Origin of the sequence: Ornithinimicrobium pratense (assembly GCF_008843165.1) — a bacterium.
Classification (GTDB): domain Bacteria; phylum Actinomycetota; class Actinomycetes; order Actinomycetales; family Dermatophilaceae; genus Ornithinicoccus; species Ornithinicoccus pratensis.
Map to the genome: position 1 here is coordinate 983,271 of NZ_CP044427.1, position 25,349 is coordinate 1,008,619.

Annotated in this window: 20 protein-coding genes; 14 read left to right on the top strand and 6 right to left on the bottom strand. The window is 67.7% G+C overall.

Going from position 1 to position 25,349, the window contains the following annotated elements; all coding sequences use genetic code 11:
* Nucleotides 1-327: 327 nt before the first annotated feature.
* From FY030_RS16295 to FY030_RS04465, 3 genes are read right to left on the bottom strand one after another with little or no spacing between them, the layout of a single operon-like run.
* A complete protein-coding gene (locus FY030_RS16295) occupies nt 328-876 on the bottom strand; it encodes a hypothetical protein (protein WP_192498717.1) in 549 nt (182 codons plus the stop codon).
* Nucleotides 873-2,963 (bottom strand): alpha/beta hydrolase, encoded by a 2,091-nt coding sequence (locus tag FY030_RS04460; protein ID WP_158060460.1) that lies wholly within the window; start codon nt 2,961-2,963, stop codon nt 873-875. The genes FY030_RS16295 and FY030_RS04460 overlap by 4 nt, the downstream gene beginning before the upstream one ends.
* Entirely contained in the window at nt 2,963-3,223 is a 261-nt protein-coding gene (locus FY030_RS04465) for a hypothetical protein (RefSeq protein ID WP_158060461.1), read from the bottom strand. Before FY030_RS04465 ends, FY030_RS04460 begins: the two co-directional genes overlap by 1 nt.
* Before the next feature lie 413 nt (nt 3,224-3,636).
* Here FY030_RS04465 and nrdR point away from each other — a divergent pair, with 413 nt between their 5' ends.
* From nrdR to FY030_RS04505, 9 genes are all read left to right on the top strand, one after another.
* Nucleotides 3,637-4,131: a transcriptional regulator NrdR gene (gene nrdR / locus FY030_RS04470; protein ID WP_158060462.1), complete on the top strand. Its 495-nt coding sequence runs from the start codon at nt 3,637-3,639 to the stop codon at nt 4,129-4,131.
* A gap of 97 nt (nt 4,132-4,228) precedes the next feature.
* Complete coding sequence (locus tag FY030_RS04475) at nt 4,229-7,117, top strand: vitamin B12-dependent ribonucleotide reductase (RefSeq protein WP_158060463.1); 2,889 nt, start codon at nt 4,229-4,231, stop codon at nt 7,115-7,117.
* Between the two features lie 823 nt (nt 7,118-7,940).
* Nucleotides 7,941-9,323: a DNA cytosine methyltransferase gene (locus FY030_RS04480; RefSeq protein ID WP_202879756.1), complete on the top strand. Its 1,383-nt coding sequence runs from the start codon at nt 7,941-7,943 to the stop codon at nt 9,321-9,323.
* Complete coding sequence (locus FY030_RS04485; RefSeq protein WP_158060465.1) at nt 9,320-11,200, top strand: DUF262 domain-containing protein; 1,881 nt, start codon at nt 9,320-9,322, stop codon at nt 11,198-11,200. The genes FY030_RS04480 and FY030_RS04485 overlap by 4 nt, the downstream gene beginning before the upstream one ends.
* 235 nt (nt 11,201-11,435) lie before the next feature.
* On the top strand, nt 11,436-14,015 hold the full coding sequence (locus tag FY030_RS04490) for a Z1 domain-containing protein (protein ID WP_238348548.1): 2,580 nt from the start codon (nt 11,436-11,438) through the stop codon (nt 14,013-14,015).
* A gap of 13 nt (nt 14,016-14,028) precedes the next feature.
* Nucleotides 14,029-15,081: a PD-(D/E)XK motif protein gene (locus FY030_RS04495; protein WP_192498719.1), complete on the top strand. Its 1,053-nt coding sequence runs from the start codon at nt 14,029-14,031 to the stop codon at nt 15,079-15,081.
* Between the two features lie 389 nt (nt 15,082-15,470).
* Nucleotides 15,471-15,830, top strand: a complete 360-nt coding sequence (locus tag FY030_RS04500; RefSeq protein ID WP_158060468.1) for a hypothetical protein — start codon at nt 15,471-15,473, stop codon at nt 15,828-15,830.
* Nucleotides 15,831-15,832: 2 nt separating this feature from the next.
* Nucleotides 15,833-15,961, top strand: coding sequence for a hypothetical protein (locus FY030_RS17015; protein WP_272950538.1), 129 nt, complete (start codon nt 15,833-15,835; stop codon nt 15,959-15,961).
* 12 nt (nt 15,962-15,973) lie between these two features.
* A complete protein-coding gene (locus FY030_RS04505) occupies nt 15,974-16,594 on the top strand; it encodes a hypothetical protein (RefSeq protein ID WP_158060469.1) in 621 nt (206 codons plus the stop codon).
* Between the two features lie 94 nt (nt 16,595-16,688).
* On the opposite strand, the gene FY030_RS04510 is transcribed toward FY030_RS04505, so the two are convergent.
* A complete protein-coding gene (locus FY030_RS04510) occupies nt 16,689-17,405 on the bottom strand; it encodes a hemerythrin domain-containing protein (protein WP_158060470.1) in 717 nt (238 codons plus the stop codon).
* 130 nt (nt 17,406-17,535) lie between these two features.
* Between FY030_RS04510 and FY030_RS17020 the strand changes: the two genes are divergently transcribed.
* Nucleotides 17,536-17,661: a hypothetical protein gene (locus FY030_RS17020; protein ID WP_272950539.1), complete on the top strand. Its 126-nt coding sequence runs from the start codon at nt 17,536-17,538 to the stop codon at nt 17,659-17,661.
* Here FY030_RS17020 and FY030_RS04515 read toward each other — a convergent pair.
* The gene (locus tag FY030_RS04515) at nt 17,650-19,122 is read right to left on the bottom strand and encodes a DUF5129 domain-containing protein (protein WP_158060471.1); all 1,473 of its coding nucleotides are present in this window, start codon (nt 19,120-19,122) and stop codon (nt 17,650-17,652) included. The two genes, FY030_RS17020 and FY030_RS04515, sit on opposite strands and share 12 nt — an antisense overlap.
* A 194-nt stretch (nt 19,123-19,316) precedes the next feature.
* Here FY030_RS04515 and FY030_RS04520 point away from each other — a divergent pair, with 194 nt between their 5' ends.
* Together FY030_RS04520 and FY030_RS04525 are read left to right on the top strand one after the other, a co-directional pair.
* A complete protein-coding gene (locus FY030_RS04520; RefSeq protein WP_158060472.1) occupies nt 19,317-19,922 on the top strand; it encodes a DedA family protein in 606 nt (201 codons plus the stop codon).
* Between the two features lie 144 nt (nt 19,923-20,066).
* The gene (locus FY030_RS04525; RefSeq protein WP_238348549.1) at nt 20,067-21,449 is read left to right on the top strand and encodes a short-chain fatty acid transporter; all 1,383 of its coding nucleotides are present in this window, start codon (nt 20,067-20,069) and stop codon (nt 21,447-21,449) included.
* 26 nt (nt 21,450-21,475) lie between these two features.
* Here the strand turns inward: FY030_RS04525 and FY030_RS04530 are convergent, their stop codons facing one another.
* A complete protein-coding gene (locus tag FY030_RS04530; protein WP_238348550.1) occupies nt 21,476-22,633 on the bottom strand; it encodes an ROK family transcriptional regulator in 1,158 nt (385 codons plus the stop codon).
* Between the two features lie 95 nt (nt 22,634-22,728).
* Between FY030_RS04530 and FY030_RS04535 the strand changes: the two genes are divergently transcribed.
* A complete protein-coding gene (locus FY030_RS04535) occupies nt 22,729-24,279 on the top strand; it encodes a sugar ABC transporter ATP-binding protein (RefSeq protein ID WP_158060473.1) in 1,551 nt (516 codons plus the stop codon).
* A complete protein-coding gene (locus FY030_RS04540) occupies nt 24,276-25,307 on the top strand; it encodes an ABC transporter permease (RefSeq protein ID WP_158060474.1) in 1,032 nt (343 codons plus the stop codon). Before FY030_RS04535 ends, FY030_RS04540 begins: the two co-directional genes overlap by 4 nt.
* The last annotated feature ends 42 nt before the right edge of the window (nt 25,308-25,349 follow it).

Below are 25,349 nucleotides of genomic sequence, written 5' to 3' on the forward strand. Positions count from 1 at the left end.
CCCTTCGGGGAGTCGGCCCGCGGCCCCTCCGCGGGCGGGAACGATCCGACCAGTGTGCACCAGGTGACCGCCTCGGGCCAGGTGTCCACAGGGCACAATCTCGCACCTTCAGTGGCGAGGAGTCACTCGCGCAACTTCAGTCCCACCCACCCACGCTGACACGTCGTCGAGGCCTCAGAAGAAGCGTGTTCGGACGCGAGCTGGTGCGCCAGGGTCCGGCAAGCACCGGGACGGTCACGGCGTCGGCTGCGAGTGGCCCCATCGGCCACTCACCCGGGTCATGCGCGCAGGCCAGCCGGTCGGCGACCCCGGGCCATCAGAGCGGGCTCAGCCGTGACAGGGAGACTCGACGCTGAGCAGCACGAAGTCCGGGTCGCTCTGCCAGGACACCATGAGCAGGTAGCCGTCGGGGTCCTCGAAGTACCGGCCGTGGCCACCGGTGGAGGCGCCCTCGTTCGCGGTCCACGTGTCCGGCAGCTGTGCGATCGCATCCTGCGCCGCGGCCTCCGGCGACTCGGCGGCGGGGACGCTGCCCCTGGCGATGTAGCTCAGGGCGCTGCGGTCCCAGGTGCACGCGGCTGTTCCGCCGCCGATCCAGCGGGGCCGCTCGGTCTGCAGCTGATCAAGGTCGGGGTGCAGCAGGGCCGCGACCTCCCGCAACTTGGTCTCGGTCACCGGTTGCTCGGCCTCTGCTGCCTGCCGCATCTGCTGCTCGCTCATCGACGTCTCCTCATTGGTGGTCGCGGGGTTGGGGGAACTCGTGGACCCGTCGGTGCCAGTCTCCGCACCTGTCGGCTCCGGCTGCTCGGCCGGCCCGCAGCTGCCCAGCCCACCGACCAGCCCCAGCGCGAGCACGGCCGCGATGACTGATCTCATTTCTCCACCACACTGTCCCAGTCGGCGCGGATCACACCGATGATGTTCTGCCACGAAGTCGTCCCCGGTCTGATGACGTAGTCGTGCGACTCGAGCCCCTCGACCAGGTCTCCGGCCCGGAAGGTGTTGCCGCGCGCCCCACCGTCCTCCAGCCACACGCCGGTGTCCAGCGGCGTGAAGCCCGGTGTCGTGTCCGGGTTGTAGCCGTGGCCGATGTCCTCGGGAAGCCCCAGGCCCACTCTGTCCAGAGCGTCGTCGATCTCGCCGGCGCGCTGGGCCAAGATGATCGGGTCCCCGGGCGCGGTCTGGGAGTAGCGCCGCACGTCGCGCTCCGGCCCGTCCGCGCCTGCCCAGGTGTGGGTGGGATAGAGCGCGGCGTCGGACATCCCCGTCCCGGTCCCTGCCGAGGCGACGTGCAGGACGGCGTCCGCCTCCACCCCATACTTGTCGGCGAAGCCCACGACCGCACCGCCGGCGGAGTGCCCCACCAGCGAAAGCCACTGGGCGTCGCCGACCGTCCGCAGACCCTCGACGAAGGTGACCAGCCGGTGCCCGTTGTCCGAGGTGTAGGTGTTGTCTGGGGCGTCGGCGCCGATCGCGTTCGGCATGTCACCGCCCAGCCAGGTGATGACGGCGGTGTCGTCCGGGTGATCGGCAGCGATGCCCGCGAAGCGCTCGTTGTAGTCCTTCATCCCGGCCATGTCGTTGCCGGTGCCGGGCACGATCACGCTGAGGTTCTGGGCGTCCAGCTTTCCGGAGTACTCCGCGAAGCGGCCGTCCCCCCGCGGGTCGAAGAGGATGACCATGCGCTGGTCGCCGGGGAGCCCCGGCAGGTCCTCACGCAGGACCACCGGCTCGTCATGCAGCATCTGCTCATAGAGCGCGATGCGTGTCCGTGACTCGTCCAGCAACAGGTCGGGGTGCTCAGTCCGGTTGATCATCTGCCCGATGCCGTCGCGGTGGAACTGGTCCCAGCGCTCGGTCAGGTCGCGCCAGAAGCCGGGCACGTACCAGGCATCCTCATCGCGCCGGCGTTCCTCCTCCTCCTGGGTGGTCGGGGCTGCGGCCAGCATCGCCTCTACGGCGAGCTCCTGGCGCAAGGCGTCCATGAGCAGCCACCGGTTGGCCATCGCCCGGTCGGGCAGCGGTATGCCGTCGGTGTTGCCGACGAGCGTGGGGTAGAGCAGGCGCAGCCGCTCCTGCTCCAGCTCCGACAAGGAGGCCCAGTATGCGGCGACGCCCTCGACCCCGTCCGGCAGCTGACCGTTCGGGCCGAGATCCCCCCGCGCCTGCAGCAGGCCGCCCAGCACCGGGTCCTCGCCACGGTAGTCCCAGTCGTTGGCCAGCGCCGCGGCGATCTCGGGGTGGCGCCCCAGGAACTCTGCCAGGCGCTCGACCGGGACCCCGGCCAGCATCTCCCGGACGGCCTCCGGGGTGTGGCACTGCGCCAGGATGCGCTCGGCGAGCACCCGCTCCTCGTCGGTGTCGGCGATCCCGTGCTCGGCGAAGACGCCGTAGGCCTCCGACGGGATGAGCGAGCGCAGGAAGTCGGGGGAGGTGCCCAGCGGCACCAGGCCGCGGACGCTCTCGACCGCGGAGGCGAGCAGGTCGCGGCAGGCCCCGTCGGCGGTGCTGAGGTTGTCGGTATGCAGTTCCGCCCGGCTGCGCAGGGCCGCCTCGGCTTCGTGCAGCGCCGCGCGGTCTACTAGGAGACCGTCCAAAGGGCCGAGCCCCTGCCGCTTCGGGGGGTCGCTCTGCAACGCGTCCCAGTCGGCCCGCACCTGGCGCAGTTGCGGGGCGTTGGCGTCCATCGCGCTGCCGAGATCACGCAACGCCGTGCCCGCCGCCTGCAGGTCCTCTGCGAACCGGGCCATCTGGGTCTGCGCCGTGCTGGCGGGCTGGTCGGCCCGGTCCACGATCTGACCCTCCCAGCCAAGGGCGGTGGAGGCCGAGCCGAGGGTCGACCGCAGCTGGTCCTCCTGCTGGCCCAGCACGGAGGCGGTGTCGTGCAGCCTCGTGCCGGCGGCGCGGACCTCGTCCCCATCGTGGACCATCCAACTCCAGATGCCGAGGTGGTCGGCCCCCATCAGCCGTCCATCGCCTTCTCGACGTTGTCCGCGAGGGTCGACATCGCGGTTGACATCGTGTCGATCTCGCCGCTCAGATCCTGCAGGCGCAGTTGCAGCGCAGCCTGCAGGCCGCCCAGCACCGAGCGGCTGACCGCGTCTGGCACCTGGTCGCTGATGGACGCGACCGCCACCGCCGGTCGCGCATGGTGGATGTTCTCGGCGGCCTCTGTCAGGTCGCTCGCCGCCTGCCGCGTCGCCGCGACATCGACTGTGGGCATTGTCCGCTCCCTCCCTGGCGGTGGTCGGACAGCACCCTACCGGGTGGGCTGTCGGGCGTCCTGTCGTCCTCCGGTCCGGGGTGCCCCACGGCGTGTCGGAGCCGTGACACGCCCGCCGCGCCCGACACGCCGGCGACTTTTCGCACTCGTTCCGCGCGGTTGTGCGGTTCTGGCAAGCCTGGGCACAACCCGCGCCGCCAGGGTGTTGCATCTAGTAGCGGGAGCGACATACGATCCCAACATCTAGTAGTTACAGGGATGTGGTTCCTCCACATCTTGTGCACAGCGGGATGGCGCGTACCCACACGTCATCCACAGGAAGTCCCCACAACCACCCACAGGACACCCTCCGCAAGGGGTGTCTTCGCGGCGCGCTGCCAGCGGCCGCTGCCACGCTCGACACAGGAGGCGAGATGCACTGCCCGTTCTGCCGGCACACCGACTCCCGTGTCGTGGACAGCCGCGTCCAGGAGGAAGGCACCGTCATCCGACGGCGCCGTCAGTGCCCCGAGTGCGGCCGCCGGTTCGGCACCGTCGAGAGCGCCACCCTGTCGGTGATCAAGCGCTCCGGCGCGACCGAGCCGTTCAGCCGCGACAAGGTCATCTCCGGCGCCCGCAAGGCCTGCCAGGGCAGGCCGGTGACCGAGGCGCAGCTGCAGGTGCTGGCCCAGCAGGTCGAGGAGTCGATCCGCTCCCTGGGCCAGGCCGAGGTCGATGCCCACGAGGTGGGTCTGGCGATCCTGGCACCGCTGCGCTGCCTCGACGAGGTCGCCTACCTGCGCTTCGCCTCCGTCTACCAAGCCTTTGACTCCCTCGAGGACTTCGAGGCCGCCATCACCCTGCTCCGCACCGAGCGGGACGCACCGGCCACGGCCGGTGCGCCCGTCCGACCTGGGGGTATGCAGTAACCCTGCCCCCGTGCGCCGTGGTCTGTCAGACCCCGGTGCTGCACTACATACCAAGAGATCGACCGCACACCGCACCACCTGACCAAGGAGAGATGTCATGACCGAGACGACCGGGGCGAGGGCTCGCACCCGCCGCAGCGGCAGGGGCCTGAAGATTGACCGGATCTTCACCACGCCTGGCGTCCACCCGTACGACCAGGTCACCTGGGAGTCGCGGGACATCGTCCAGACCAACTGGAAGAGCGGCGAGACCATCTTCGAGCAGCGGGGCGTGGAGTTCCCCGACTTCTGGTCGGTGAACGCCTCCACGATCGTGACCACGAAGTACTTCCGTGGTGCGGTCGGCACCCCGGAGCGGGAGCAGGGGCTCAAGCAGCTCATCGACCGTGTGGTGCTCACCTACACCCGGGCGGGCAAGGAGCACGGCTACTTCGCGACCGACGAGGACGCGCAGATCTTTGAGCACGAGCTCACCTATGCACTGCTGCACCAGGTCTTCTCCTTCAACTCCCCGGTCTGGTTCAACGTCGGCACCGCCAGCCCGCAGCAGGTCAGCGCGTGCTTCATCCTCGCGGTCGACGACTCGATGGACTCGATCCTCAACTGGTACAAGGAAGAGGGGTTCATCTTCAAGGGCGGCTCCGGCGCCGGCCTCAACCTCTCCCGCATCCGCTCCTCCAAGGAGTTGCTCTCCTCCGGCGGCACCGCCTCCGGCCCGGTGTCCTTCATGCGAGGCGCCGACGCCTCCGCGGGCACCATCAAGTCCGGCGGCGCGACCCGTCGAGCGGCCAAGATGGTCGTGCTCGACGTGGACCACCCTGACATCGAGGAGTTCATCGAGACCAAGGCGCGCGAGGAGGACAAGATCCGCGCGCTGCGCGACGCCGGCTTCGACATGGACCTGGGCGGCAGGGACATCGTGTCCGTGCAGTACCAGAACGCCAACAACTCCGTGCGTGTCACCGACGAGTTCATGCGCGCCGTGGAGGAGGGCAAAGAGTTCGGCCTGACCTCCCGCAAGGACGGCTCGGTCATCGAGACCGTCGACGCCAAGACCCTCTTCGAGAAGATGGCCAAGGCGGCCTGGGAGTGCGCCGACCCGGGCATCCAGTACGACGACACGATCAACGACTGGCACACCAACCCCGAGACCGGCCGGATCACCGCGTCCAACCCGTGCTCGGAGTACATGTCGCTGGACAACAGCTCTTGCAACCTCGCCTCGATCAACCTGCTGAAGTTCCTCCGCCAGGACGACACCTTCGACGTGGAGACCTTCGAGAGGGTCACTGAGCTGATCTTCACCGCGATGGACATCTCCATCTGCTTCGCCGACTTCCCGACCGAGGCGATCGGGCAGACCACCCGTGACTACCGTCAGCTGGGCATCGGCTACGCCAACCTTGGCGCTCTGCTGATGGCCACCGGCCACGGCTACGACTCCGACGGTGGCCGCGCGCTCGCCGCCGCCATCACCTCGCTGATGACCGGCGCCGCCTACAAGCGCTCTGCCGAGCTCGCCTCGGTCGTGGGCCCGTACAACGGATATGCCCGCAACGCCGACGCGCACAAGCGGGTGATGCGCAAGCACCAGGCCGCCAACGACGAGATCCGCACCCTGCACACCATGGACAGCCAGATCCACAAGGCCGCGACCAAGGCGTGGGACGCCGTGGTCAAGACCGGTGAGAAGAACGGCTTCCGTAACGCGCAGGCCTCGCTGCTGGCCCCCACCGGGACCATCGGCTTCATGATGGACTGCGACACCACCGGCATCGAGCCCGACTTCTCGCTGGTGAAGTTCAAGAAGCTTGTCGGCGGCGGCTCGATGCAGATCGTGAACCAGACGATCCCCCGCGCGCTGAAGCGGATGGGCTACACCGAGGAGACCATCGAGGCGATCGTTGAGTACATCGCCGAGAACGGTCACGTCATCGACGCCCCGGGTCTGAAGACCGAACACTACGAGGTCTTCGACTGCGCCATGGGTGTGCGCTCGATCGCCCCGATGGGCCACGTGCGGATGATGGCCGCGGTCCAGCCGTTCCTGTCCGGCGCCATCTCCAAGACGGTCAACCTGCCTGAGTCGGCGACCGTGGAGGAGATCGAGGACGTTCACCTGCAGGGCTGGAAGCTGGGCCTGAAGGCGCTGGCCGTCTACCGCGACAACTGCAAGGTCGGCCAGCCGCTGTCCGACGGCAAGGGTGACAAGAACGACAAGAAGACCGAGAACGAGGCCGAGCCCAAGGTCGAGAAGGTCATCGAGTACCGCCCCGTCCGCAAGCGTCTGCCCAAGCGCCGTTCGTCGCAGACCACCAGCTTCGCCGTGGGTGGCGCCGAGGGTTACCTCACCGCCGGCACCTACGACGACGGCGACCTGGGCGAGATCTTCCTCAAGTTCGGCAAGCAGGGCTCGACCCTGGCCGGCGTGATGGACGCCTTCTCGATCGCGGTCTCGATCGGCCTGCAGTATGGCGTGCCGCTGGAGACCTTTGTGGAAAAGTTCACCAACCTGCGCTTCGAGCCGGCCGGCCTGACCGACGACCCGGACGTGCGCATGGCGCAGTCGATCATGGACTACGTCTTCCGCCGCCTGGCGCTGGACCACCTGGACTTTGAGTCCCGGTCCTACATGGGCATCCACTCCGCTGAGGAGCGGGCCCGCCAGCTTGAGACCGGCTCCTACGCCCCGGTGGCTCCGAGCAACGGCTCCCAGGAGGACTACGAGGACGAGCTGGAGGGCTTCTCCCAGGGCGTGGCCACCGCCCCGGCCAAGAAGGCGGAGAAGGAGGCCGACAAGTCCGGCGCCGGTGCTGCGGACGTCCGCAAGGCTGATGCCAACGTCCACTCCTCGGCCGAGCTGCTCGAGCAGTTCGCCGGCAAGGTCAACGACGCGCCAATCTGCATGACCTGCGGCACGAAGATGCGGCCGGCCGGGTCCTGCTACGTGTGCGAGGGCTGCGGCAGCACCAGCGGCTGTAGTTGAAAACTTGAGTAGGGGTCTGTCCACGGCAGCCGGATTGCCCCCGCTAAATGAGGTTAGAAGAGTGACCACGATGCGGATGCGTTCCTAACCTGAACCCAAGGCAACGGCGTGGCCCCAACTGGTGAGGTCACGCCCTTGCCCTGCCCATGTGGTTCGAGGGACGGGTCGTCAAATGCGCGAGTCGCTGATGTGTCGGGTGGCGCGGGGGCTTGCGATGGCTTCGAGTTGACCTGGCGTCGAGAAGCGAGCCCCTGCTGCAGTTGCGTGTTTTGGACTGGCGTAGACATCAGTCGCCTCCAGTCACGTCGCTCGAAGTTCCGCTCGCCACCGGGAGGATGAGCCCATGAACGGTGTTGCGACGTTGAGTGGAAGCTGCCGCGCCGTACCTGCTCAGTTTTCAAGCGCCGCCGACAAAAGGACGGCCAGAGTTGCGGCGCGTGCTTATGGAGGCAGGGTGGCATGCTGCCAACGGCCTGCCACCCTGACCCTAGGACCAGGCCGTGAAGAGGCTCCGCGGGCTTGCGCATTGTCGGTCTTGTGTCCCGACCGCCCATGCGAGGTAACGTCAGTTCTGTCGGAGGCGAGGCTCAGGTATCCCATTGACGTCTTGGAGGACGACGGCGCCAGGGTGAGACGCTCATCCAACGACGCGGGCATGTGCGACACCGCCCCCTTGGGCAGGATGCTCAGGAGCGTGAAGGTCTGACCGGGCCCCTGACACACCCCCCGCCCCATCGCGGAAATGTCAGCTCCTGCTGGCAAGATAGAACATAGTCAGTCAAGAGAGTTGGTGCTGTGGTCGTGTGGGATGGGACGGTTGAGGGTGCTGGAAAGTAGCGGAGCCTTCCGTTTTATCGATCTCTTCAGCGGCCTCGGTGGTTTTCACGTGGCCCTGCAGGAACTCGGTGGTCAGGGTGTTTTTGCTGTCGAGTGGGAGCCGACCCTCAACGCGCTCTACAGGCACAACTTTGGCGTAGAGGTTTGGTCCGACATTAACAGGCTAAAAACCGACGAAGATATCGACCAAAAGGTCCCTGAACATCACGTCCTTACCGCAGGTTTTCCGTGTCAGCCGTTCTCTAAGGCTGGTGATCAACTCGGATTCCAAGACACTGTGCAGGGCAACCTCTTCTTCAAGGTGCACCAGATCCTGAAGGTGAAGCGGCCCCCCCGGTTCATTCTGGAGAATGTTCCCAACATCCTGCGACACGACGGCGGTCGAACCAAGGACACCATGTTCAACATGCTGCAGGATCTTGGGTACGCGGTCAAAGTGGCGCACTTCTCGCCGCACGAGTTCGGCATCCCGCAGGTACGTGACCGTGCCTACTTCGTCGGATCGCTCGATGGGCTCGACGGCTTCGAGTGGCCCGAGAAGCACAAGGACCCAACCAGCATTTCCAAGGTGCTTCACACGAGCATCATGTCGAGCCGCCCGATCCCCGACCTGACCCTTCGGGCCATCGACATGTGGGGCGACTTCCTCAAGCGCTCCCCGTCCTCGCTGAAGATGCCATCCTTCCCCATCTGGGCCATGGAGTTCGGGGCTACCTACCCGTTTGAGTTCGAGACACCTTCGGCCGTCTGGGAGCGTCGTCGCAAGTACGGGCTCAGCGGCATGCACGTGCGCGGCAGCTTCGGCTTCGAACTCGATGGCCTTCCCATCCCCGAACAGCGGGCGCGGATCCCAAGTCACTCGCGCCGCCAGGGTGACGTCGAGTTCCCGCGCTGGAAGCGCACCTTCATCCGACAGAACCGGGAGTTCTACCGTGACAACGCAGGCTGGATCAACCCGTGGATGAACCAGTGGCAGCCGTGGGACTTCCCTTCGAGCTTCCAGAAGATGGAGTGGAACGCCCAAGGGGAGGAGCGCGACATTGATAACTTCGTGCTGCAGGTGCGCGCCTCCGGTGTTCGGATAAAGCGGCCGACCACCGCTCCGAGCCTGATCGCCTTCACACAGAGCCAGGTACCAATCCTTGGGGCAAATCTCGCCGGTGGACGCCGCTACATGACTCCGCGGGAGTGCGCGAACCTGCAGAGCCTCGGCGACATCTCATTGCCCGAAAGTGACCTCGACGCGTACAAGGCCCTTGGTAACGCCGTCAACGCCAAGGTCGTCAAAGCCATCGCAAAGCCGCTGCTGTTTGCCATCCCGGGAGCCACCAACACTCGAACGACCAGAACTGTGGGAGCCGCATCGTGACCGAAACACAGCACGTCCTTGACGAGGCCGAAGACGACACAAGGGAGGAACTGCTCGTAGCCATCGCCGACGACATGGCCACCCTGTCCGAGGCGTCGGAGGCTCCGAACGACGTGCCGGCGGCATCCACCACCTTCTCGTCGTCGGAGGTCGACTTCGACTCTGACGCTTGGCTCCACCAGTTCATCGAAGTCCAGGGATGGCTCAACATCGAAGAACTGTCTGCCGACAGTCGCGTGGCCTTCTTCACCGCCCTTGTCTCGCAACTGAGCCTAAACCCGGCCGACGCCATCGAGGACACCACTGGCATAGCTGAACTGACCACCGAGGCCCTGGCCGCGCTGCACAGCCGCATCCAGCTCGCCGTGCGCCTCCAGTCGGGCTTCCTTCAGAGCAGGGAGCAGGGCGACTCCCTTAGTACCGCCACCGAAGACTGGGCGGCCGCATGGGAGGAACAGGCCACAGACGACGAGCCCACCAACCCGCAGCCGGTGCGGGCCAAGGCTGAGGTCTGGCCTATTCAGGCCCTCGCGAAGGGCAAGCTCAACCTCACTCCGTCCTACCAGCGCGGCGACGTGTGGAACAACAATGACCGCTCCGCCCTCATCGAGTCGATCCTCCGGGGCATCCCGTTGCCGTCGATCATCCTGCTGCGCAACAAGGCGCCCAAGCCCCGCGAAGTCGTCGACGGAAAGCAGCGGCTCACCGCAATCCTGCGCTTCGTTGGAACTCACCCGATCGCCAGGCAGAAGATCGAAGACGTGGCCGAGCAGCATCCCGATGCCGGTTTCGACACCCTCTTCCACGAGAACTACCCCGCCTTCAAGAAGCTCTGGAAAAACAAGATGGGCGAAACGCTCACCGCAAAGGTGGAGAACGAGTACTACTTCCCCTTCCGGCTGCGAGGATCAAAGGAAAGCGCACTGATCGGCACCGACTTGCAAGGCCTGAAGGGCAAATATTACACCCAGGTTAAGGACGAGACTATTACCGTCGCGGAGCAGGAACTATCGGTCCAGGAACTCTTCGAGGAACCTGCCGACTATAAGATTCCCGTTATCGAGTACACACACGCCGAGCGCCGTCAGATCCACGAGGTGTTCAAGCTTTACAATAAACAGGGCGTCCACCTAAATGCCGAGGAGATCCGCAACGCGGTTTACCACGAGGTCGAACTCACCCGGGCCCTCCTGTTCGCTGCAGGGGACGCTGACCGGCGCAGGGACGTGTCCGACGTTGCGCCGGCATTGGCCGACGTCGCGGGCTTGGAACGCATCAGCCGCTCCCTCACCGGGTACAAGTTCGGAGTCACTCGGTACAAGCGAACCAAGGTGCTGGCCTGGATGATCTCAGTGCTCGTCTTCGACCCGGGCAAGCCCTTCGCTTCGACTGCGACCCACATCAACCAGATGCTCGCAGACCTGCAGGAGCACTCCGGTCGCCCGCTGCTGCGCGCCGAGACGATCGCGGACCTGTTCACGTGGATCGGCCGAGCCATCGACCTGCACGCTTCTTTTGATGAACTCTGGGCAGCAGAGTTCATGGGCGGCAAGAGGAGTGGCAGTTGGCAGGAACTCCAACTGGTGGGTTCCCTGGTGGGGGTCGCCCTGGCGACGATCACTCGACCCGACGACATCGAAGACCTCATTGAGTCGAAAACCGCTGACATCCGGAAGGCCTCCGAAAGTCGCGGCTGGCGGCGCCCCAAGAAGACCCAGACCAAGGATCAATGGGACTACATCGCGCGCCTCGCACGTGACATCCTCGACACTCTCGGCATCGATGGTGCAGCCGCCTCGCAGATTGTGCGCGACCGCTTTGGCTCGTCGGGGTACGAGCAACTCCAGGACATGATCGTCAAGTCGAAGGACACCTGACCTCGACATGGCCCAGCATCTACCGCAGACCGAGCGCGTCTACTTCGACCCTCCTGCACCCGCTCAACCGCAGGGGTCGTGGTGGGCTCGCTACATTGCCCAACTCAAGGGCTTATCGCCCACGGCTCACGCTGCGTTGGAGGCCGACTGCCGGTTCATCCTGAACAGAGGACTCCTAGGCATCGGCCCCCCGAGTGCGGGGGTCTGGCCCACCCGGGCTCGCACCGGGCTGGTGATGGGATCGGTCCAGTCCGGCAAGACGGCCTCCATGCTCGGCGTCTCGGCGCTCGCCCTCGACCATGAGGTCGACATCCTCGTGGTGCTCGCCGGCACGCGGATCTCGTTGTGGCGCCAGACGTATGAGCGTCTTATCAGCCAACTCGACGCCGGCGAAGGCACCGGCAGGGATGCGAGGCGCATCCTTCGCCCCGTTCCGGAGATCGCCCTAAGTGATGAGCAGGCAGATCTGCAGTCGGTGTACCACATGGCACCCAGCCCTGTGCGTCGCAGGCTGACAAAGCGTCAGCCAATCATCATTGTGGCGATGAAGCAGATCAACCACCTACATGCCCTTGCCCGATCCCTCCGCACTAATGTCTTCGACACGGTCAGCGAACTCGGCCGCCCTTTCCATATGCTTGTCCTGGACGACGAAGCCGACGACGGATCTATCCTGGACGCTGTCGTGGAGGCCGGACGTGATCCTGCACGCGACGACCTCAAGCAGATCCCTCGGGGCATCGCCAACCTCTGGGAATTCACCGATTCAGTCCCGGCCAACCTGTTCGCCACCTATATCGCCTACACGGCGACGCCGCAGGCCAACCTGCTGCAGGAGGACCACAATCCACTGGCTCCGCGGGACTTCCTCGTGTCCCTACGAACGCCCCTGGACTCCGGGCACGTGGTGGACCCCTCGAACCCCGTCGGTAACGTCACTGCGCCGCGGTCATCGACCTATCCCGAGCCGCTTGGGATGTCCGCCTACTACACCGGGGGAGAGGTCTTTTACCACCGCAGCGAATCTGCCGGACTGTGCTCCGCGACCACCGGCAACGCCGAACAAGACCTCGGGGAGGCGGTGAGGGCGTTCCTGGTTGCCGGCGCGGTCCGGCTCCACCGCTCGCGGCGACTGGGACCGCACTCGGCAATCAAGTCGACTTTCGACACCCGGGACGAGGCCGCAACGGCCACCTCCCCGCCCCACTCCATGTTGTACCACCCCTCGGCCAGCATCCAGGACCACTTCCGAGGCGCCGAGGACGTCTTGCTGTGGGCGGGGGTGGCCGACCGAGGAGAAGCACGAGCGATGCTGGAGTCCGGCCGCGCCGGCTTGCCCGGCTCGCTGGTCGCCCGGATGCGCTCGCAGGAGGCGCAGTGGGAGGCATGGCTCGAGTGGTACCAATCGTCGGCCCGGGGCATAGCAGGCGAGTTCAATCTGCTCAGTCCTGCACCGTTTCCTGACTGGCCCACCACCCGCCACCTCCTTGAAACCGAGGTCATCCCGGGCACGCGCGTCGCAGTCGTGAACAGCGACCCGACCGCTGACGATCGGCCCGAGTACGCTCCGTCATTCGACGAGGGCACACAGAGGTGGCTGCCCGCGCACGACCTGTCTACTATCTTCGTCTCTGGCAACGTCATGGCGCGCGGCCTGACCCTTGAGGGCCTGACCACCGCCCTGTTTCAGCGGTCCTCGCCGGCGCCGTTCGCAGACACCCAGATGCAGATGCAGCGCTGGTTTGGGTACCGGGGCGCGTACATCGAGTTGTGCAGGGTCTTTGCCGACCGACAGCAACTCAGCCTGTTCCGGGCCTATCACGACATTGACGAGGCGGTCCGCATCGCCATCACCGAGAATATGCAGGCCGGTGCGCCCGACCCCGCAGTCCTGCAGGGTCTCGGCTTCCTCGCCACCGGCAAGATCGCAAACCTCAACACGCGGCCGTTGAGCCCGGGTGCCAAGCCGTTCGTTCGGCTCGTCAACTCAGGCAGGCAGCCCGATCCCAACGCCGTGCTCGTCGCCAGCCTGTTCGCCGGTGGCGCGTCGTCGGACCTGGTGGCAGGTAACAGCCTCCGCGGCCGTATCCTCGATGAGCCCCTGACGCTGACGCAGGCCGCGGAAGTGCTCGATGGACTCAACTTCGAGGACTATCGGCCCGGGAGAGCCGATAATCGGATCGCCGAGCACTGGGCCCAGGTGCGGGCCCGAGTTGCCGCCGCTGCTCCCCTGCAGGCCGGAGACCTCTACCGCGCACCGTCGGGCATGGGTCAAGACGATCCAGTCCGCTCGGACTGCCCTTACTCGATCCCCGCCTACATGAGGCTGTGGGACGCCTGTCTCACGCGTTCTGTCCGTGGCCTTTTCGTGACCGGCCAGCCTGGCGTCAGGTGGTCCACGGCGAACCTAACCCGCAAGCGGCAGACCCAGCCCCGTTTCTGGGTGGGCATCCGCTACGGCGGCGGATCACCCGTCAACTCTGGTCCGCTGGCAGCCCTGCCCTTCCAGATTCCGACCACAGCCAAGTGCGTTGAGGGCGGCGAGATGAAGACCGAGTGGGGGTCCAACAACCCCAAGGCCGGCCCCACTGGTTACCGAGGCGACGAGTTCTTCGACTACTACCATCACAACGCGCCGCTACCTCCCGCCGGTGGTGGGACTGCTTGGCGGCCAGCTGGCTCCGACGGGTTGATTCTTTTCTACGTCAACGAGTGGAATGTCCAGCCGCACCCCAGCATCGCGGTCGGTGTCTGTCTGCCCGCCGGGGGCCCAGAGCAGTTCGCAGCCACCAAGGCGAGCGCACTCCCCATCTGAACGGAGAATCCTCATGGACACCTACGAGTCCGTCCTGGACCAGATTTTGTCGGTCCCCGACGCCCCATCGGGCCTCGCCAGGGACATCCATTGGCTCAACGAGTCCCAGGCGCTCGCCGTGGCGCGCGACCAGGCCGGCCGCCTGGAGGTCTTCCTGCCGGGTGAACGGTTGGAGCCCCGAACCGCGACGGTGCGCGAGGCCCTGCAGCACCATGACTGGCACAGGGACTCCGGGCCCTTACTGAGCGCAAACCGCATCTTGCTACCAGCTCTTGGCCACTTCGATCAAGTCGGTTCGTTCATCTGCACCGAATTGCTGCGCAATGGTGCGGAGGACGACATGGTCCAGGCCTTCAGCCTCACCGAGCCAATCATTGAGTTGGCGATCAGGCGCCTCCAGATTTCAGAGGGCGCCATGCTCGGACTCGCCGGCGAACTGCTCATCCTCAACTCGCTGGTCCACGAGGCCGACGACCCGCAGGTCGGGACGGTGCTGCAGTCCTGGGCGGGCTGGCACCGCTCGCAGCGTGACTTCGCCTGGAACCGGGTCGGCGTCGAGGTCAAGACTACGAAGCGCGTCAGTTCGAGCCACATGGTCCAAGGCGTCCACCAGGTCGATGCCATCGCTGACACCGACGACGGCCCCGGCGAGGGCCGCCTTCTGCTGGTGAGCATCGGTCTGGCCAACGCTGCCGCCAGCAGCAACACCTTCTCCATCCCCATGCTTGTCGATCGCATCCTGGATCGCCTCAGCTCGACCGGCAATACGGCTTTGGCTGACTCCTTACTCCAACACTTGGCGGCCTACGGTTCTGAGTCCGGCTTTGGCTACGACCACCAGACCATGTCTCGGGACGCGCCTTTCACCGACTCCTACGCCACGACGTTCTGCCGTGGTTATGACATGAGCGATCCGGCCATCGAGGTGCTGCGCCACGACACTGTGGCCGCCCACCATCACGTCGACGCCCAATCGCTCAGGTTTACGATCAACCTCCCAGCCATCATCAGTGGCCAGAACCCCGTCAACGGTGCCAACCAGATAGCCCGCAACATCCTCGACTGACCTACGCCATGCAGGCGGCGGGGCGCAACGCAAGCAGAACCGCCCAGCACGACACCCCGATCGGAAGGACTTGAGACGGGACAACCTGTGCCCACCCGTCCCTGTGCCCCGAGACACCCCGCCCGCCAAAGTCGTGTCATCGCATCAACCACGACAGAAGGAACCGCGATGACCACCATCACCACCACCAACCCCGTGCGCTCGGACGTCGTCGTCGAGCCGGCGCGGGTCCGCTCCCGGCAGAGCCGCCTCTGGGCGCTCTCCGGCATCGGCTCCGCCCTCCTGGGTGCCGGCACGATCATCACGAGCAGCGCCGTCAGCGCTGTCTACGACCCGAGCCTGACCACCCCGAGCAGATCGCCGCCGAGCTCGAGACGCAGACCAGCTGGATGTACGCCTTCCACTCGATCACCGTCGTCGGCGCGATCTTCATGATCATCTTCGGCGCCGGGTTGTACCGCCGGCTCCGGTCCAAGCTCCCGGCTGACAGCATGCTGCCCCCCGTCGCTTTCGCCGGGCTGCTCGGCACCGCCGTCGCCTCGATCCTGGGCTCTGGTCTCGACACCGAGTTCATGCGGGCGCTGGCCTCGGGCGGCGAAGGGGTCACGGCCACGAGCGTGAGCATGTATAACCACTGGATCGGCACGATCCCCTGGCTGTGGACCCTCGCCGGCCTGACCGGGCTAAGCCTCTACCTCGCCGCTCAGCCGCACGCCGCCGTGCCCCGCTGGAGGGCCGGGTCGGTCTGATCATGGGCGGGCTGACGCTGCTCATGGGCATCTCGCCGTTCGAGTACATGGCCGGCGTCGTCGCCGTCCCGTGGCTGCTCGTCACCGCCATCGGGTTCACCGCTGGCGACAAGGCATTCCGCAACGGCTGACGGACTGACAAAGTGAGCACTGCGTTCAGGGCCGGCTTCGTGCTGGTCACGGGCGCCATCTTCGTGCTCAGCGCCGTCCTCGACCTGCGCACCGACCCCACCGGCGCCGGCGCCCAGCTCGCGTCCGGCTGGGGCTGGCCCTACGCCATACTCGGACCCCTCCTGACCGCCCTCGCCACCGTCATCCTCGTGCGCGACCCGCGCCAGGGTTTCGGTTGGGCGCTTGCGTGGCTCGGCTGCTTCTGGGCGCGCGACTGCCTCGCCCAGTCCTGGGTGCGCTTCGCGATCGGGTATGACGAGGCGCTTGCGGGCAGCAACCTCGCCCTCTGGCTCCTCAACCGGGCCGCGGCATTCCTGCCGGTGACGATTGCCCTGCTGCTCCTGCTCTTCCCGACTGGCCGGTTCCTAGCCGGTCGGTGGCGGTTGGCCTCGTGGGCCGCAACCGTCGCCATGGTTCTGGCCGCCCTCGTGATCGTCGTAGCCCCCGCGTACAACCTGCCTGATGTGGCTGCTCCCGCGGTCGACGTCAACCTCGGCCCGATCGACAGGCCGGAGGCGGCCAAGCTGCACGCAGGCGGCCGGGCCGAGGCGATCGCCAAGGCGCGGGACGCCGGACTGGGCCGGCCCACCTGACCCAGGCTGGGCTAGCCGGTCAGGGCGGCGGTGACGCCGACGCTCTCCCCGTGCAGCATCGCCACGTAGCGTGCCGTCGTCACCCCGTGCTGCTCTACCCGCCGCGCGCGCCTGGCTCACGCCGTCTCAAGGCGGCGCGGCCCGCCTCGTACCTGGACCGCCCGATCGTCCGCCAGACCAGCCGCACCGGCAGGGGCAGGTGCTTGCGCGCCCAGGCTGCGCCACCGTCGGGCTGAGCAGCGAGGATAGCCCCGAGCATGGCGAAGGTCTTACCTTTCGGCGTTGCGCGCCGGCCGTGCACCGCGGCCTCGTTAATCTCACGCTGGGTCAGCACCCGCTCCATGACCGGGACGATGTGCTCCTCCTCGTCAGGGAGGTGGGCGGCCAGCGCCGCGTTGATCCCGGCCAGGGCCTCCTGCACGGGTAGGGCGTCACTTGTCCGGCCGCTGGACCGCCAGGCTGGCAGGGCCGCGTCGAGCTCGCGGAGATGGACGAGCATCGTCGAATGCTGGTCTTTCATCCGGTCGACGTGCAGGGCGCAGGCCGGAGCCCGCTCGCTGAGCCTGTCCCACAGGTTCTCGTCCTCGAACTCGTGGTGAGCGTGCAGCATGGTAGAGAGCATCGCGAGGTGGTCACCCACCCGGTCAGCGTGTGCGACATCACCGTCGGCCACCGAGGGGACCAGCTGCGAGCCCTCCCCGAAGCCGGCACGGAACATGCGGTGGATGTCCTCCATGCCGCTTGCGTCGCAGGGGCCACGGGCCTGCCCGGCCGGCCGCGGCCGGCCCTCAGGTGCCGGGATCTGGCTCATGCACGACCTCCTCGCCTTGAGGGGATCAAGGTACCGCTGCGGCCACGCCTGGCGCTCACTCTTAATAAGAGGCTCTTCAGCCCCCGGGTTACCGGGGCGGCATCAGATTCGTCTCCCACATCCAGGGGCAATGCGGTTCGTCCCCGGGCGGCAGGACGGCGTGCGGGTCGCCATGCTGACGATGAATGTGGACGACGACACGATCCTGGCGGCGATGAGGGTGGGCGCGATCCCCTCGGCCGACTCAGAAGCGTGAGGAGCTGCCCGATCCGCTGAAACTGCCGCCGCCGCTGTAGCCAGACGACGACCCGCCCGAGGAGGGGGCGCGTGCCTGCTCGACCTCGCTGGTGCCGCGGGAGTGGCCGTTCGTGAAGGCGGCGACGGTGTACCAGGTCCACATCGGGTTGGTCGTGCTGAGGATGGTCGGCTCGTGGCGGCGCAGCCCGCGTTCCCTGCTCATCGCGTGCTCCATCAGCTTCCGCTCGGACATGGCGTCTAGCCCTTCCGTGACCGCGCCGGCCAGTTTGTCCAGACAGCCGCTCAGCTCATCGCGCATCTGGCGCAGCTCGTCCAGCGCGTCGTCGGGGGAGACCGCCCGGGACTCCAGGTCCCCCCGCAGCTGGTCCAGTCGGGTCAGGGCCCGCGAGGCAAACTCCCGCAGCTCCTGCGCCTCGGGCCTCCCGCGCACGTCCTCCATCTCGTCCGAGTCGAGCATGGGCCCGACCCGCCCCAGGTCCTCGCGGACGGGGGACTCCTGCCGCTGCCACGCCAGGGGCCAGGCCTGGTCGCGGTTGAGGAGGGCGGCGGTGTCGGCGATCACGTCGTCGAGCCGGTCGAGCTCGCGGGCTTTGTCCCGGTATGCCGTGAGCCGCTCCAGGGAGTCGGCCCGGTTGTAGTGGCGCTCGGGGATGGAGCGGGCCTCGTTGCCCAGGTCGGTCAGCTCGCGGAAGCCCTGCTGATATTCGTCATACCGCCGCAGCATCAGTCCGCCGTAGCGCGACCCCTCCGGGATGAGCCGGGCGTGCAGCTCGGTCGTCTCGTAGTCGCGGACCACGTTGGCCATCCGCTCGTCGCCCTCGGCGCGGGCCGCACGGCTGCGACGGGCCCGGTGCAGCCCGACGCCGAGCCAGGTGCCCGCTCCGCCGAGAACGGCGAGCGAGCCAACGGTGGCGACGGTGATCCCGCCGGTGGTGCGCATGAAGGGGGCGTTCATGCGGTCGGCCGCCTCCTCGACGCCCACGATGGCTCCCTCTGTCCAGCGGCCGGCGCCCAGGTCGTCCTTGGTGGCGTCCTGGATCGCCATCTGCGCCTCCTCATCGACCGCGCGGTTCTCACCGAAGTAGGTCCCGACCAGCCTCCCCTCGGGGTCGACGGCGAAGATGTAGAGGTCATCGGCCCACTTCTGCTCATCGCCGCTCAGCCACTCGGTGCGCGACTCACGGGCGTGGGCGAGCACCGCGTCGTTAAGCGCCCGGTCATCGGTCAACGCCGCCGCCCCGCCTCGATGGGTGAAGACGGCCACGTCGGTGGGCTCGTGAAAGCGAAGGCCATCGATGCCCTCACGCAGGGTCGGCTCGTGCAGGATCTCCGCCCCGTCGTCCACCACCACCTGGCTCGCAGCGTGCTCCGGGGCCTGTGCTGCATACAGCCCGACGCCGGTGCCCATCACGCCCAGCGACGCCGCCCCTCCGACCAGGGCTCTCATCAGGTTCGACATGCGTGCGTCTCCGTCTCTCGTGTGCTGCGACCACCGTGTCCACACGGTATGACGTCCTCGACGTGCCCTCGGCTCCGGGCTGGTCAATGCCGCCACTGCGGAGCAGGGGCGGCAGCGTCAGCGTCAACGACCAAGAGGCGGTGGTGGCAGCAGGGCAAGTGTCATACTTGCCCGGCCCGTGAGGAAGAGGATCCATGATCGAGGCGCTGAACGCCTTCATCGAGACGCACGCCGACTCGACATGGTTGTTGCCCGTCGTGCTGCTCATCTGCATCCTCGACGGCATTCTGCCGCCCGCGCCCGCCGAGCCCACGCTGGTGGCACTGGGGGCGGTCGCGGCCGCGGAGGGCCAGCCCAACATCATGGCCCTGATGGCCGTGGCGGCGATCGGCGGCTTCCTGGGGGACAACCTCACCTACACCCTCGGCCGGTACACTCGGCTGGGCCGGCTCCGGGAGAGCAGCCGGCCCAAGGTGCGCGCCTTCGTCACCTGGATCAGTCGGCTCCTGCTGCGACGCGGCGGCATGATCATCATCGCCTGCCGCTACGTGCCGGGCGGCCGCCAGATGGTCAACCTCACCGCGGGCGCCATGGAGTTCCCCCGCCGGCGGTTCATCCTCTTTGATGGCCTCGCGGTGACCACCTGGGCGGCCTACAACGTCGGCATTGGGGCGCTGGCGGGGAGCTGGCTGGAGGAGCAACCCTTGCTGGGCGTCCTGGTGGCGCTGATCGCCGCGCTGGTGCTGGGCTGGCTGGTCGAGCGCGGAGTCCAGTGGTGGCGGGACCGCTCCGGGGCATAGGTCCCTCTCCACCCGGACTCCACGCGTCGAGCCTCCCCCACGGACGGTTGATGCGCAGTATGTTCTCGGCACCGCGGACCCGTGGCAGCGACGCCCACGGGCCGGGAGTCCACGATTCTTCGTCCACATTCCAGGAGTGCACCCATGTCAGCAGCTGCGCCAGAGACTCGGGGGAAGTCCGCCCCGCTCGCCCGGGTGATGCGCCCGGTGAACTCCCTCGTAGAGCGGTTCATCCCCAGCGCGTTCGTCTTCGCCGTCGTGCTGACCTTCGTCGTGGCTATCGCGGCCCTGCTGCTCACCGACGCCGGGCCGGTCGAGGTCATCACCGGCTGGGGCGACGGCCTGGCCGGGCTGCTGGCCTTCATGACTCAGATGGCGCTGATCCTCCTCCTGGGCCACACGCTGGCCAACACCGGCCCGGTGCGCAAGCTGCTCACCCGGCTGGGTGGGGTGCCGAAGACGGTGCTGCAGGCCTACCTGTTCGTCTTCGTCATCGCCTCCCTCGCCTCGCTCATCACCTGGGGGCTAGGCCTCGTCGTGGGTGTCCTGCTCGCCAAGGAGGTGGCCGCCCAGGGCCGGGAGCGTGGTCTGCGCCTGCACTTCCCGATGCTGGTGGCAGCCGGCTACTCCGGTTACGTGATCTGGCACATGGGCTACTCGGCCTCGGGCCCCCTCACCGCGGCCACCGAGGGCTCCTTCATCGCCGAGCAGCTGGGCCGGACCATCCCCGTCGGCGAGACGATCTTCACGTGGTGGAACATCGCCGCAGCCGTCGCGACGATCATTGTCGTCGGCATCGCCCTGGCCCTCGTGGCACCGCGTGAGGGCGAGCAGGTCATCGAGCTGGACTTCGACGCACGGGACTCCCACAACGTGGACCTGGACGACGAGGTCGTGACGCCGGCGGACCGGGTCGACGCAAGCCGGGTGGTGACCCTGCTGGTGGGCCTGGCCCTGGCCACCTACCTGGTGCTGCATTTCGCCAACGGTGGGAAGCTGACCCTCGACATCGTCAACTGGACCTTCCTGGCGCTGATCCTCCTGCTGGTGCGCAACACCTTCGAGCTGATCGCGCTGATCAAGAACGCGGCATCCAACGTCGGGGAGATCCTCCTGCAGTTCCCGCTGTACGCCGGGATCATGGGGATCATGGCCACGACCGGCCTCATCACCATCTTCTCCGACTGGGTGGTCAGCATCGCCAACCCGACCACGTTCGGCGTGCTCGCGTTCCTGTCGGCGGGTGTGGTGAATTTCTTCGTCCCCTCCGGGGGCGGGCAGTTCGCTGTGCAGAGCCCGGTCATGCTGGACGCCGCCGAGCGACTGGGTGTGGACCCCGCCGTGGCGATCATGGCGATCGCCTACGGCGACCAGTGGACCAACATGATCCAGCCGTTCTGGGCGCTGCCGGTGCTGGCGATCGCCAGCCTGAAGATGCGCGACATCCTCGGCTACACGATGGTGACCCTGATCGCCTCCGGGATCGTCTTCGCCGCCGTCCTGCTGCTCCTCGGTCTCGGGGTCTAGGGAGGGTCACGGCTGAGGCTCTCGCCTCAGGCCACGCTCGCGCTCGCGGCCTCGATCGCCTCGGGTGACAGCGCGTGGTCGATGGCAAGGAACGCTGCGCCGAGCACGCCGGCGTGTGCTCCGGCGCGTGAGGCGACGACCTGCAGGTGCTGGGTGGCGAGCGGCAGGGAGCGCTGGTAGACGACCTCACGGATCCCTGCCAGCAGGTGCTCGCCGGCGTCGGCCAGGCGCCCGCCGATGACGACGACCGAGGGGTTGAGGAGGTTGACGGACGTCGCCACCACCTCGCCGATGTCGCGGCCGGCTTGGCGCACGACCTGCAGCGCGTCGCGATCGCCCTGGCGGACCAGGTCGATGACGTCCTGCGTGGTCGCCGCCTGCACCTGGAGCTCCCGCAGGCCCGCAGCCAGCGCCGGCCCGGCGGCCACCGCCTCCAGACAACCCTCGTTGCCGCAGCGGCACAGCACGCCGTCTGCACCCGCCACCCGCACGTGTCCCAGGTCGCCGGCCGTGCCCTGGGCTCCACGCTGCAGTTGATTGCCGGAGATGATGCCCGCGCCGATGCCGGTCGCCACCTTGAGGAAGATGAGGTTGGGCACGTCGGGCAGGTGGGTGCGCTGCTCGCCCAGCGCCATGATGTTGACGTCGTTGTCGATGAGCACCGGCACAGGAAAGGTGCGCTGCAGGTGGGCCGGCACGTCATGCCGGTCCCAGCCCGGCATGATCGGCGGGTTGATCGGGCGGCCCGTGGAGTGCTCGACCGGCCCGGGCAGACCGATCCCCATCGCGATCAGGTCGCGCACCGGCCGCTTCGCCCGGGCCAGGAGGTCCTCGACTGCACCCGCCACCCAGGCCAGCACGACATCAGGGCCGTCGGCGATGTCCAGTGCTGCGCGGATCTCGGCGAGCACTGTGCCGGCCAGATCGGTCAGGGCGGCGACGGCGTGCGTGGCGCCGAGGTCGACGGCCGCCACGACGCGCGCGGAGGGATTCATCGCGAACAACGACGGAGGTCGGCCGCCGGTCGACCTCGCACCGCCGTGGGGGATGACCAGACCCAGGCGCAGCAGCACCTCGATCCGCGCGGCGACGGTCGAGCGGGCCAGCCCCATGGCCTCGGCCAACTGCGCCTTCGTCCGTGGATGGCCGTCGCGCAGAAGCTCGAAGACGTCGCTGGTCTGCACGGGCGCAGTCAATCACGCAGTACTTAGTCACGTCCAGTGCTCAACTTCTGCATGCCTCTCGACAAAAGTGCTCGGACCATGCCATAGTCACTGTCGTGACGAACGACGACGACGTCGCCCCCGACGCTGCACCGCCGCACGCGACCGCGAGCACTCCTCCCGTGCTGCGCGCCCGCGGCCTCACCAAGCGGTTCTTCGGCAACGCCGTGCTCCAGGACGTCGACCTGGACCTGCATCCCGGCCAGGTCCACGGCCTGGTCGGCGAGAACGGTGCCGGCAAGTCCACGCTGATGAAGCTGCTCGCCGGCGTGCACCACCCCGACGGCGGCACCATCGAGATGCTGGGCCAGACCCGCTCCTTCAGCCACCCCGTCCAGGCGCAGCAGTCCGGTCTGTCGACCGTCTTCCAGGAGTTCAACCTGCTGCCGGACCGCACGGTCGCCGAGAATGTCTACCTCGGTCGGGAGCCCCGCAGCGGACCGCTCGTCGACACCCGCCGCATGCACCGCGACACCGCCGCCCTCCTCGACGGTCTCGGCGTGACGGGGCTGTCGCCGAGCCGGACCGCGCGTTCGCTGTCGGTCGCCGAGCAGCAGATCGTCGAGATCGCCAAGGCGGTCAGCTACGACGCCCGGATCATCTCGATGGACGAGCCGACCGCCGCGCTCGCCGGCCACGAGGTCGACCTGCTCTACCGCATCATCTCGCGCCTGCTCGAGCGTGACGTCGCGATCCTCTACGTCTCCCACCGGCTCAAGGAGATCTTCGACCTCTGCGACACGATCACCGTCCTTAAGGACGGCCGCCAGGTGACCACGCAGCCGGCGGCGGAGCTGGACGAGGCCGCCCTCGTGCGGCTCATGGTCGGCCGCCCCATCTCCTCCTTCTTCCCCGACGCGATCCCCGGCACCACCCTCGGGGAGGAGCTGCTCACCCTCAGCGGCGCGGGCAACGGGTATGTGGACGGCGTAGACCTGAGCGTGCGCGCCGGTGAGATCGTCGGCCTGGCGGGTCTGCAGGGCTCCGGGCGCACCGAGCTCGTCGAGAGCATCTTCGGGGTCCACCCCTTCACCCGCGGCACCATGACCCTGCGCGACCGGACGGTGCGCACCACCTCACCCCGCCAGGCGATCCGCCAGGGTCTGGCACTGGTGACCGAGGACCGCAAGGCCAAGGGGCTGGCGCTCAACCAGTCGATCCTGGACAACGCCCTGGGCGTGGTCCGCGCCGTCCTCCCCGGACGGGCGGCCCGCACCCGCGCCGACATGCCCGGCATCCTGTCCTCGCTCGAGGTCGCCGCCCGCTCGCTCGGGCAAGAGGTCCAGTTCCTCTCCGGCGGCAACCAGCAGAAGGTCGTCCTGGCGCGCTGGCTCAGCACCGACCCGGCGGTCATCCTCATGGACGAACCGACCCGCGGCATCGACGTGGGCGCCAAGCACGCGATCTACGAGCTGCTGCGCCAGCTCGCCCACCGCGGTGTCGGCGTGCTCATGGTCTCCAGCGACCTGCCCGAGGTCATCGGCCTGTCCGACCGGATCCTGGTGATGCGCGACGGCCGGCTCGCCGGTGAGCTGCCCGCGGGCAGCTCCGAGGAGGACGTCCTCGCGCTGGGCACCGGGGTTGGCGAGGAGGTGCGCAGCGCATGACCACCTTCCAGCAGGGGCGCCTCGCCCGGGCACCGATCACCTCGACCGGCATTGTCTTCATCGTGCTGGCCCTCGCGCTCGTGGCCGGCGCCGTGCTCACCGCGACCGCCGGACGCAACTTCCTCAGCCCCGGCAACGTCTCGGCGATCTTGACCGGCACGAGCATCCTGGGGTTCGTCGCCATCGGCCAGACCTTGGTCATCCTCGGCGGCAGCCTGGACCTGTCCGTGCCCTACGTCGTCAGCCTCAGCAGCCTCGTGGCCGGCGTGACCATGGCCGGCCAGTCGGGCAACATCCCGCTCGCGGTCGTCCTGGCCCTCGGCGTCTCAGCCCTGATCGGGCTGGTCAACGGCCTGGTCGTCAGCGTGCTCCACGTCCACGGCTTCATCGCGACACTGGGGATGGGGCTCATCCTCGCTGGCTACCTGGGCAGCAACTACAAGGGGTCCGCCGGGTCTGCGCCACGCGACTTCCGCCTCATCGGCGCCACGAACATCGGCCCGGTCCCGGTCTCGACCCTCATCATGCTGGCCTGCGCGGCCCTGGTCATCCTGCTCCTGCGCCGCACCCGTGTCGGCCACCACCTGTATGCCGTGGGCGGCAACCCGCAGGTCGCTCGGCTCAGCGGGCTGCGCACCGCGCCGCCGGTGATCCTGGCCCACGTGCTCTGCTCGATGCTGGCCGGGGTGGCCGGCCTGCTCCTGCTGGCGCGCCTGTCCGTGGGCAGCCCCACCATCGGCAGCCAGGGCGGATACGACCTGATGTCGATCGCCGCCGTCGTCCTGGGCGGCACGGTCCTGGCCGGCGGCAAGGGCAACGTCCTGGGCACCCTCGGCGGTGTTGCCATCTTCGCGGTCATGGACAACGTCATGGGCGTGCTCGAGGTCAACTCGTTCCTGCGCGACGTCGTCCGCGGCCTCGTCATCGTCCTGGCCGTCGCCGTCTACGCCCGGCGCAACATGGACCGGCGACCGGCTCGCTTCGGCGCCCAAGGCGCCGACCGCCGGGTCGCGGAGGAGGTCGCGTGAGCACCCAGACCATCACCTCGCAGGCCGGCGGCCGCCGGCACG

What these genes read in the sequence shown, in the direction of transcription:
- FY030_RS16295 (WP_192498717.1), bottom strand. Translation starts at nt 876, where the DNA reads ATGAGATCAGTCATCGCGGCCGTGCTCGCGCTGGGGCTGGTCGGTGGG.
- FY030_RS04460 (WP_158060460.1), bottom strand. Translation starts at nt 2,963, where the DNA reads ATGGGGGCCGACCACCTCGGCATCTGGAGTTGGATGGTCCACGATGGG.
- FY030_RS04465 (WP_158060461.1), bottom strand. Translation starts at nt 3,223, where the DNA reads ATGCCCACAGTCGATGTCGCGGCGACGCGGCAGGCGGCGAGCGACCTG.
- nrdR (WP_158060462.1), top strand. Translation starts at nt 3,637, where the DNA reads ATGCACTGCCCGTTCTGCCGGCACACCGACTCCCGTGTCGTGGACAGC.
- FY030_RS04475 (WP_158060463.1), top strand. Translation starts at nt 4,229, where the DNA reads ATGACCGAGACGACCGGGGCGAGGGCTCGCACCCGCCGCAGCGGCAGG.
- FY030_RS04490 (WP_238348548.1), top strand. Translation starts at nt 11,436, where the DNA reads ATGGGATCGGTCCAGTCCGGCAAGACGGCCTCCATGCTCGGCGTCTCG.
- FY030_RS04495 (WP_192498719.1), top strand. Translation starts at nt 14,029, where the DNA reads ATGGACACCTACGAGTCCGTCCTGGACCAGATTTTGTCGGTCCCCGAC.
- FY030_RS04500 (WP_158060468.1), top strand. Translation starts at nt 15,471, where the DNA reads ATGTACGCCTTCCACTCGATCACCGTCGTCGGCGCGATCTTCATGATC.
- FY030_RS17015 (WP_272950538.1), top strand. Translation starts at nt 15,833, where the DNA reads ATGGGCGGGCTGACGCTGCTCATGGGCATCTCGCCGTTCGAGTACATG.
- FY030_RS04510 (WP_158060470.1), bottom strand. Translation starts at nt 17,405, where the DNA reads ATGAGCCAGATCCCGGCACCTGAGGGCCGGCCGCGGCCGGCCGGGCAG.
- FY030_RS17020 (WP_272950539.1), top strand. Translation starts at nt 17,536, where the DNA reads ATGCGGTTCGTCCCCGGGCGGCAGGACGGCGTGCGGGTCGCCATGCTG.
- FY030_RS04515 (WP_158060471.1), bottom strand. Translation starts at nt 19,122, where the DNA reads ATGTCGAACCTGATGAGAGCCCTGGTCGGAGGGGCGGCGTCGCTGGGC.
- FY030_RS04520 (WP_158060472.1), top strand. Translation starts at nt 19,317, where the DNA reads ATGATCGAGGCGCTGAACGCCTTCATCGAGACGCACGCCGACTCGACA.
- FY030_RS04525 (WP_238348549.1), top strand. Translation starts at nt 20,067, where the DNA reads ATGTCAGCAGCTGCGCCAGAGACTCGGGGGAAGTCCGCCCCGCTCGCC.
- FY030_RS04540 (WP_158060474.1), top strand. Translation starts at nt 24,276, where the DNA reads ATGACCACCTTCCAGCAGGGGCGCCTCGCCCGGGCACCGATCACCTCG.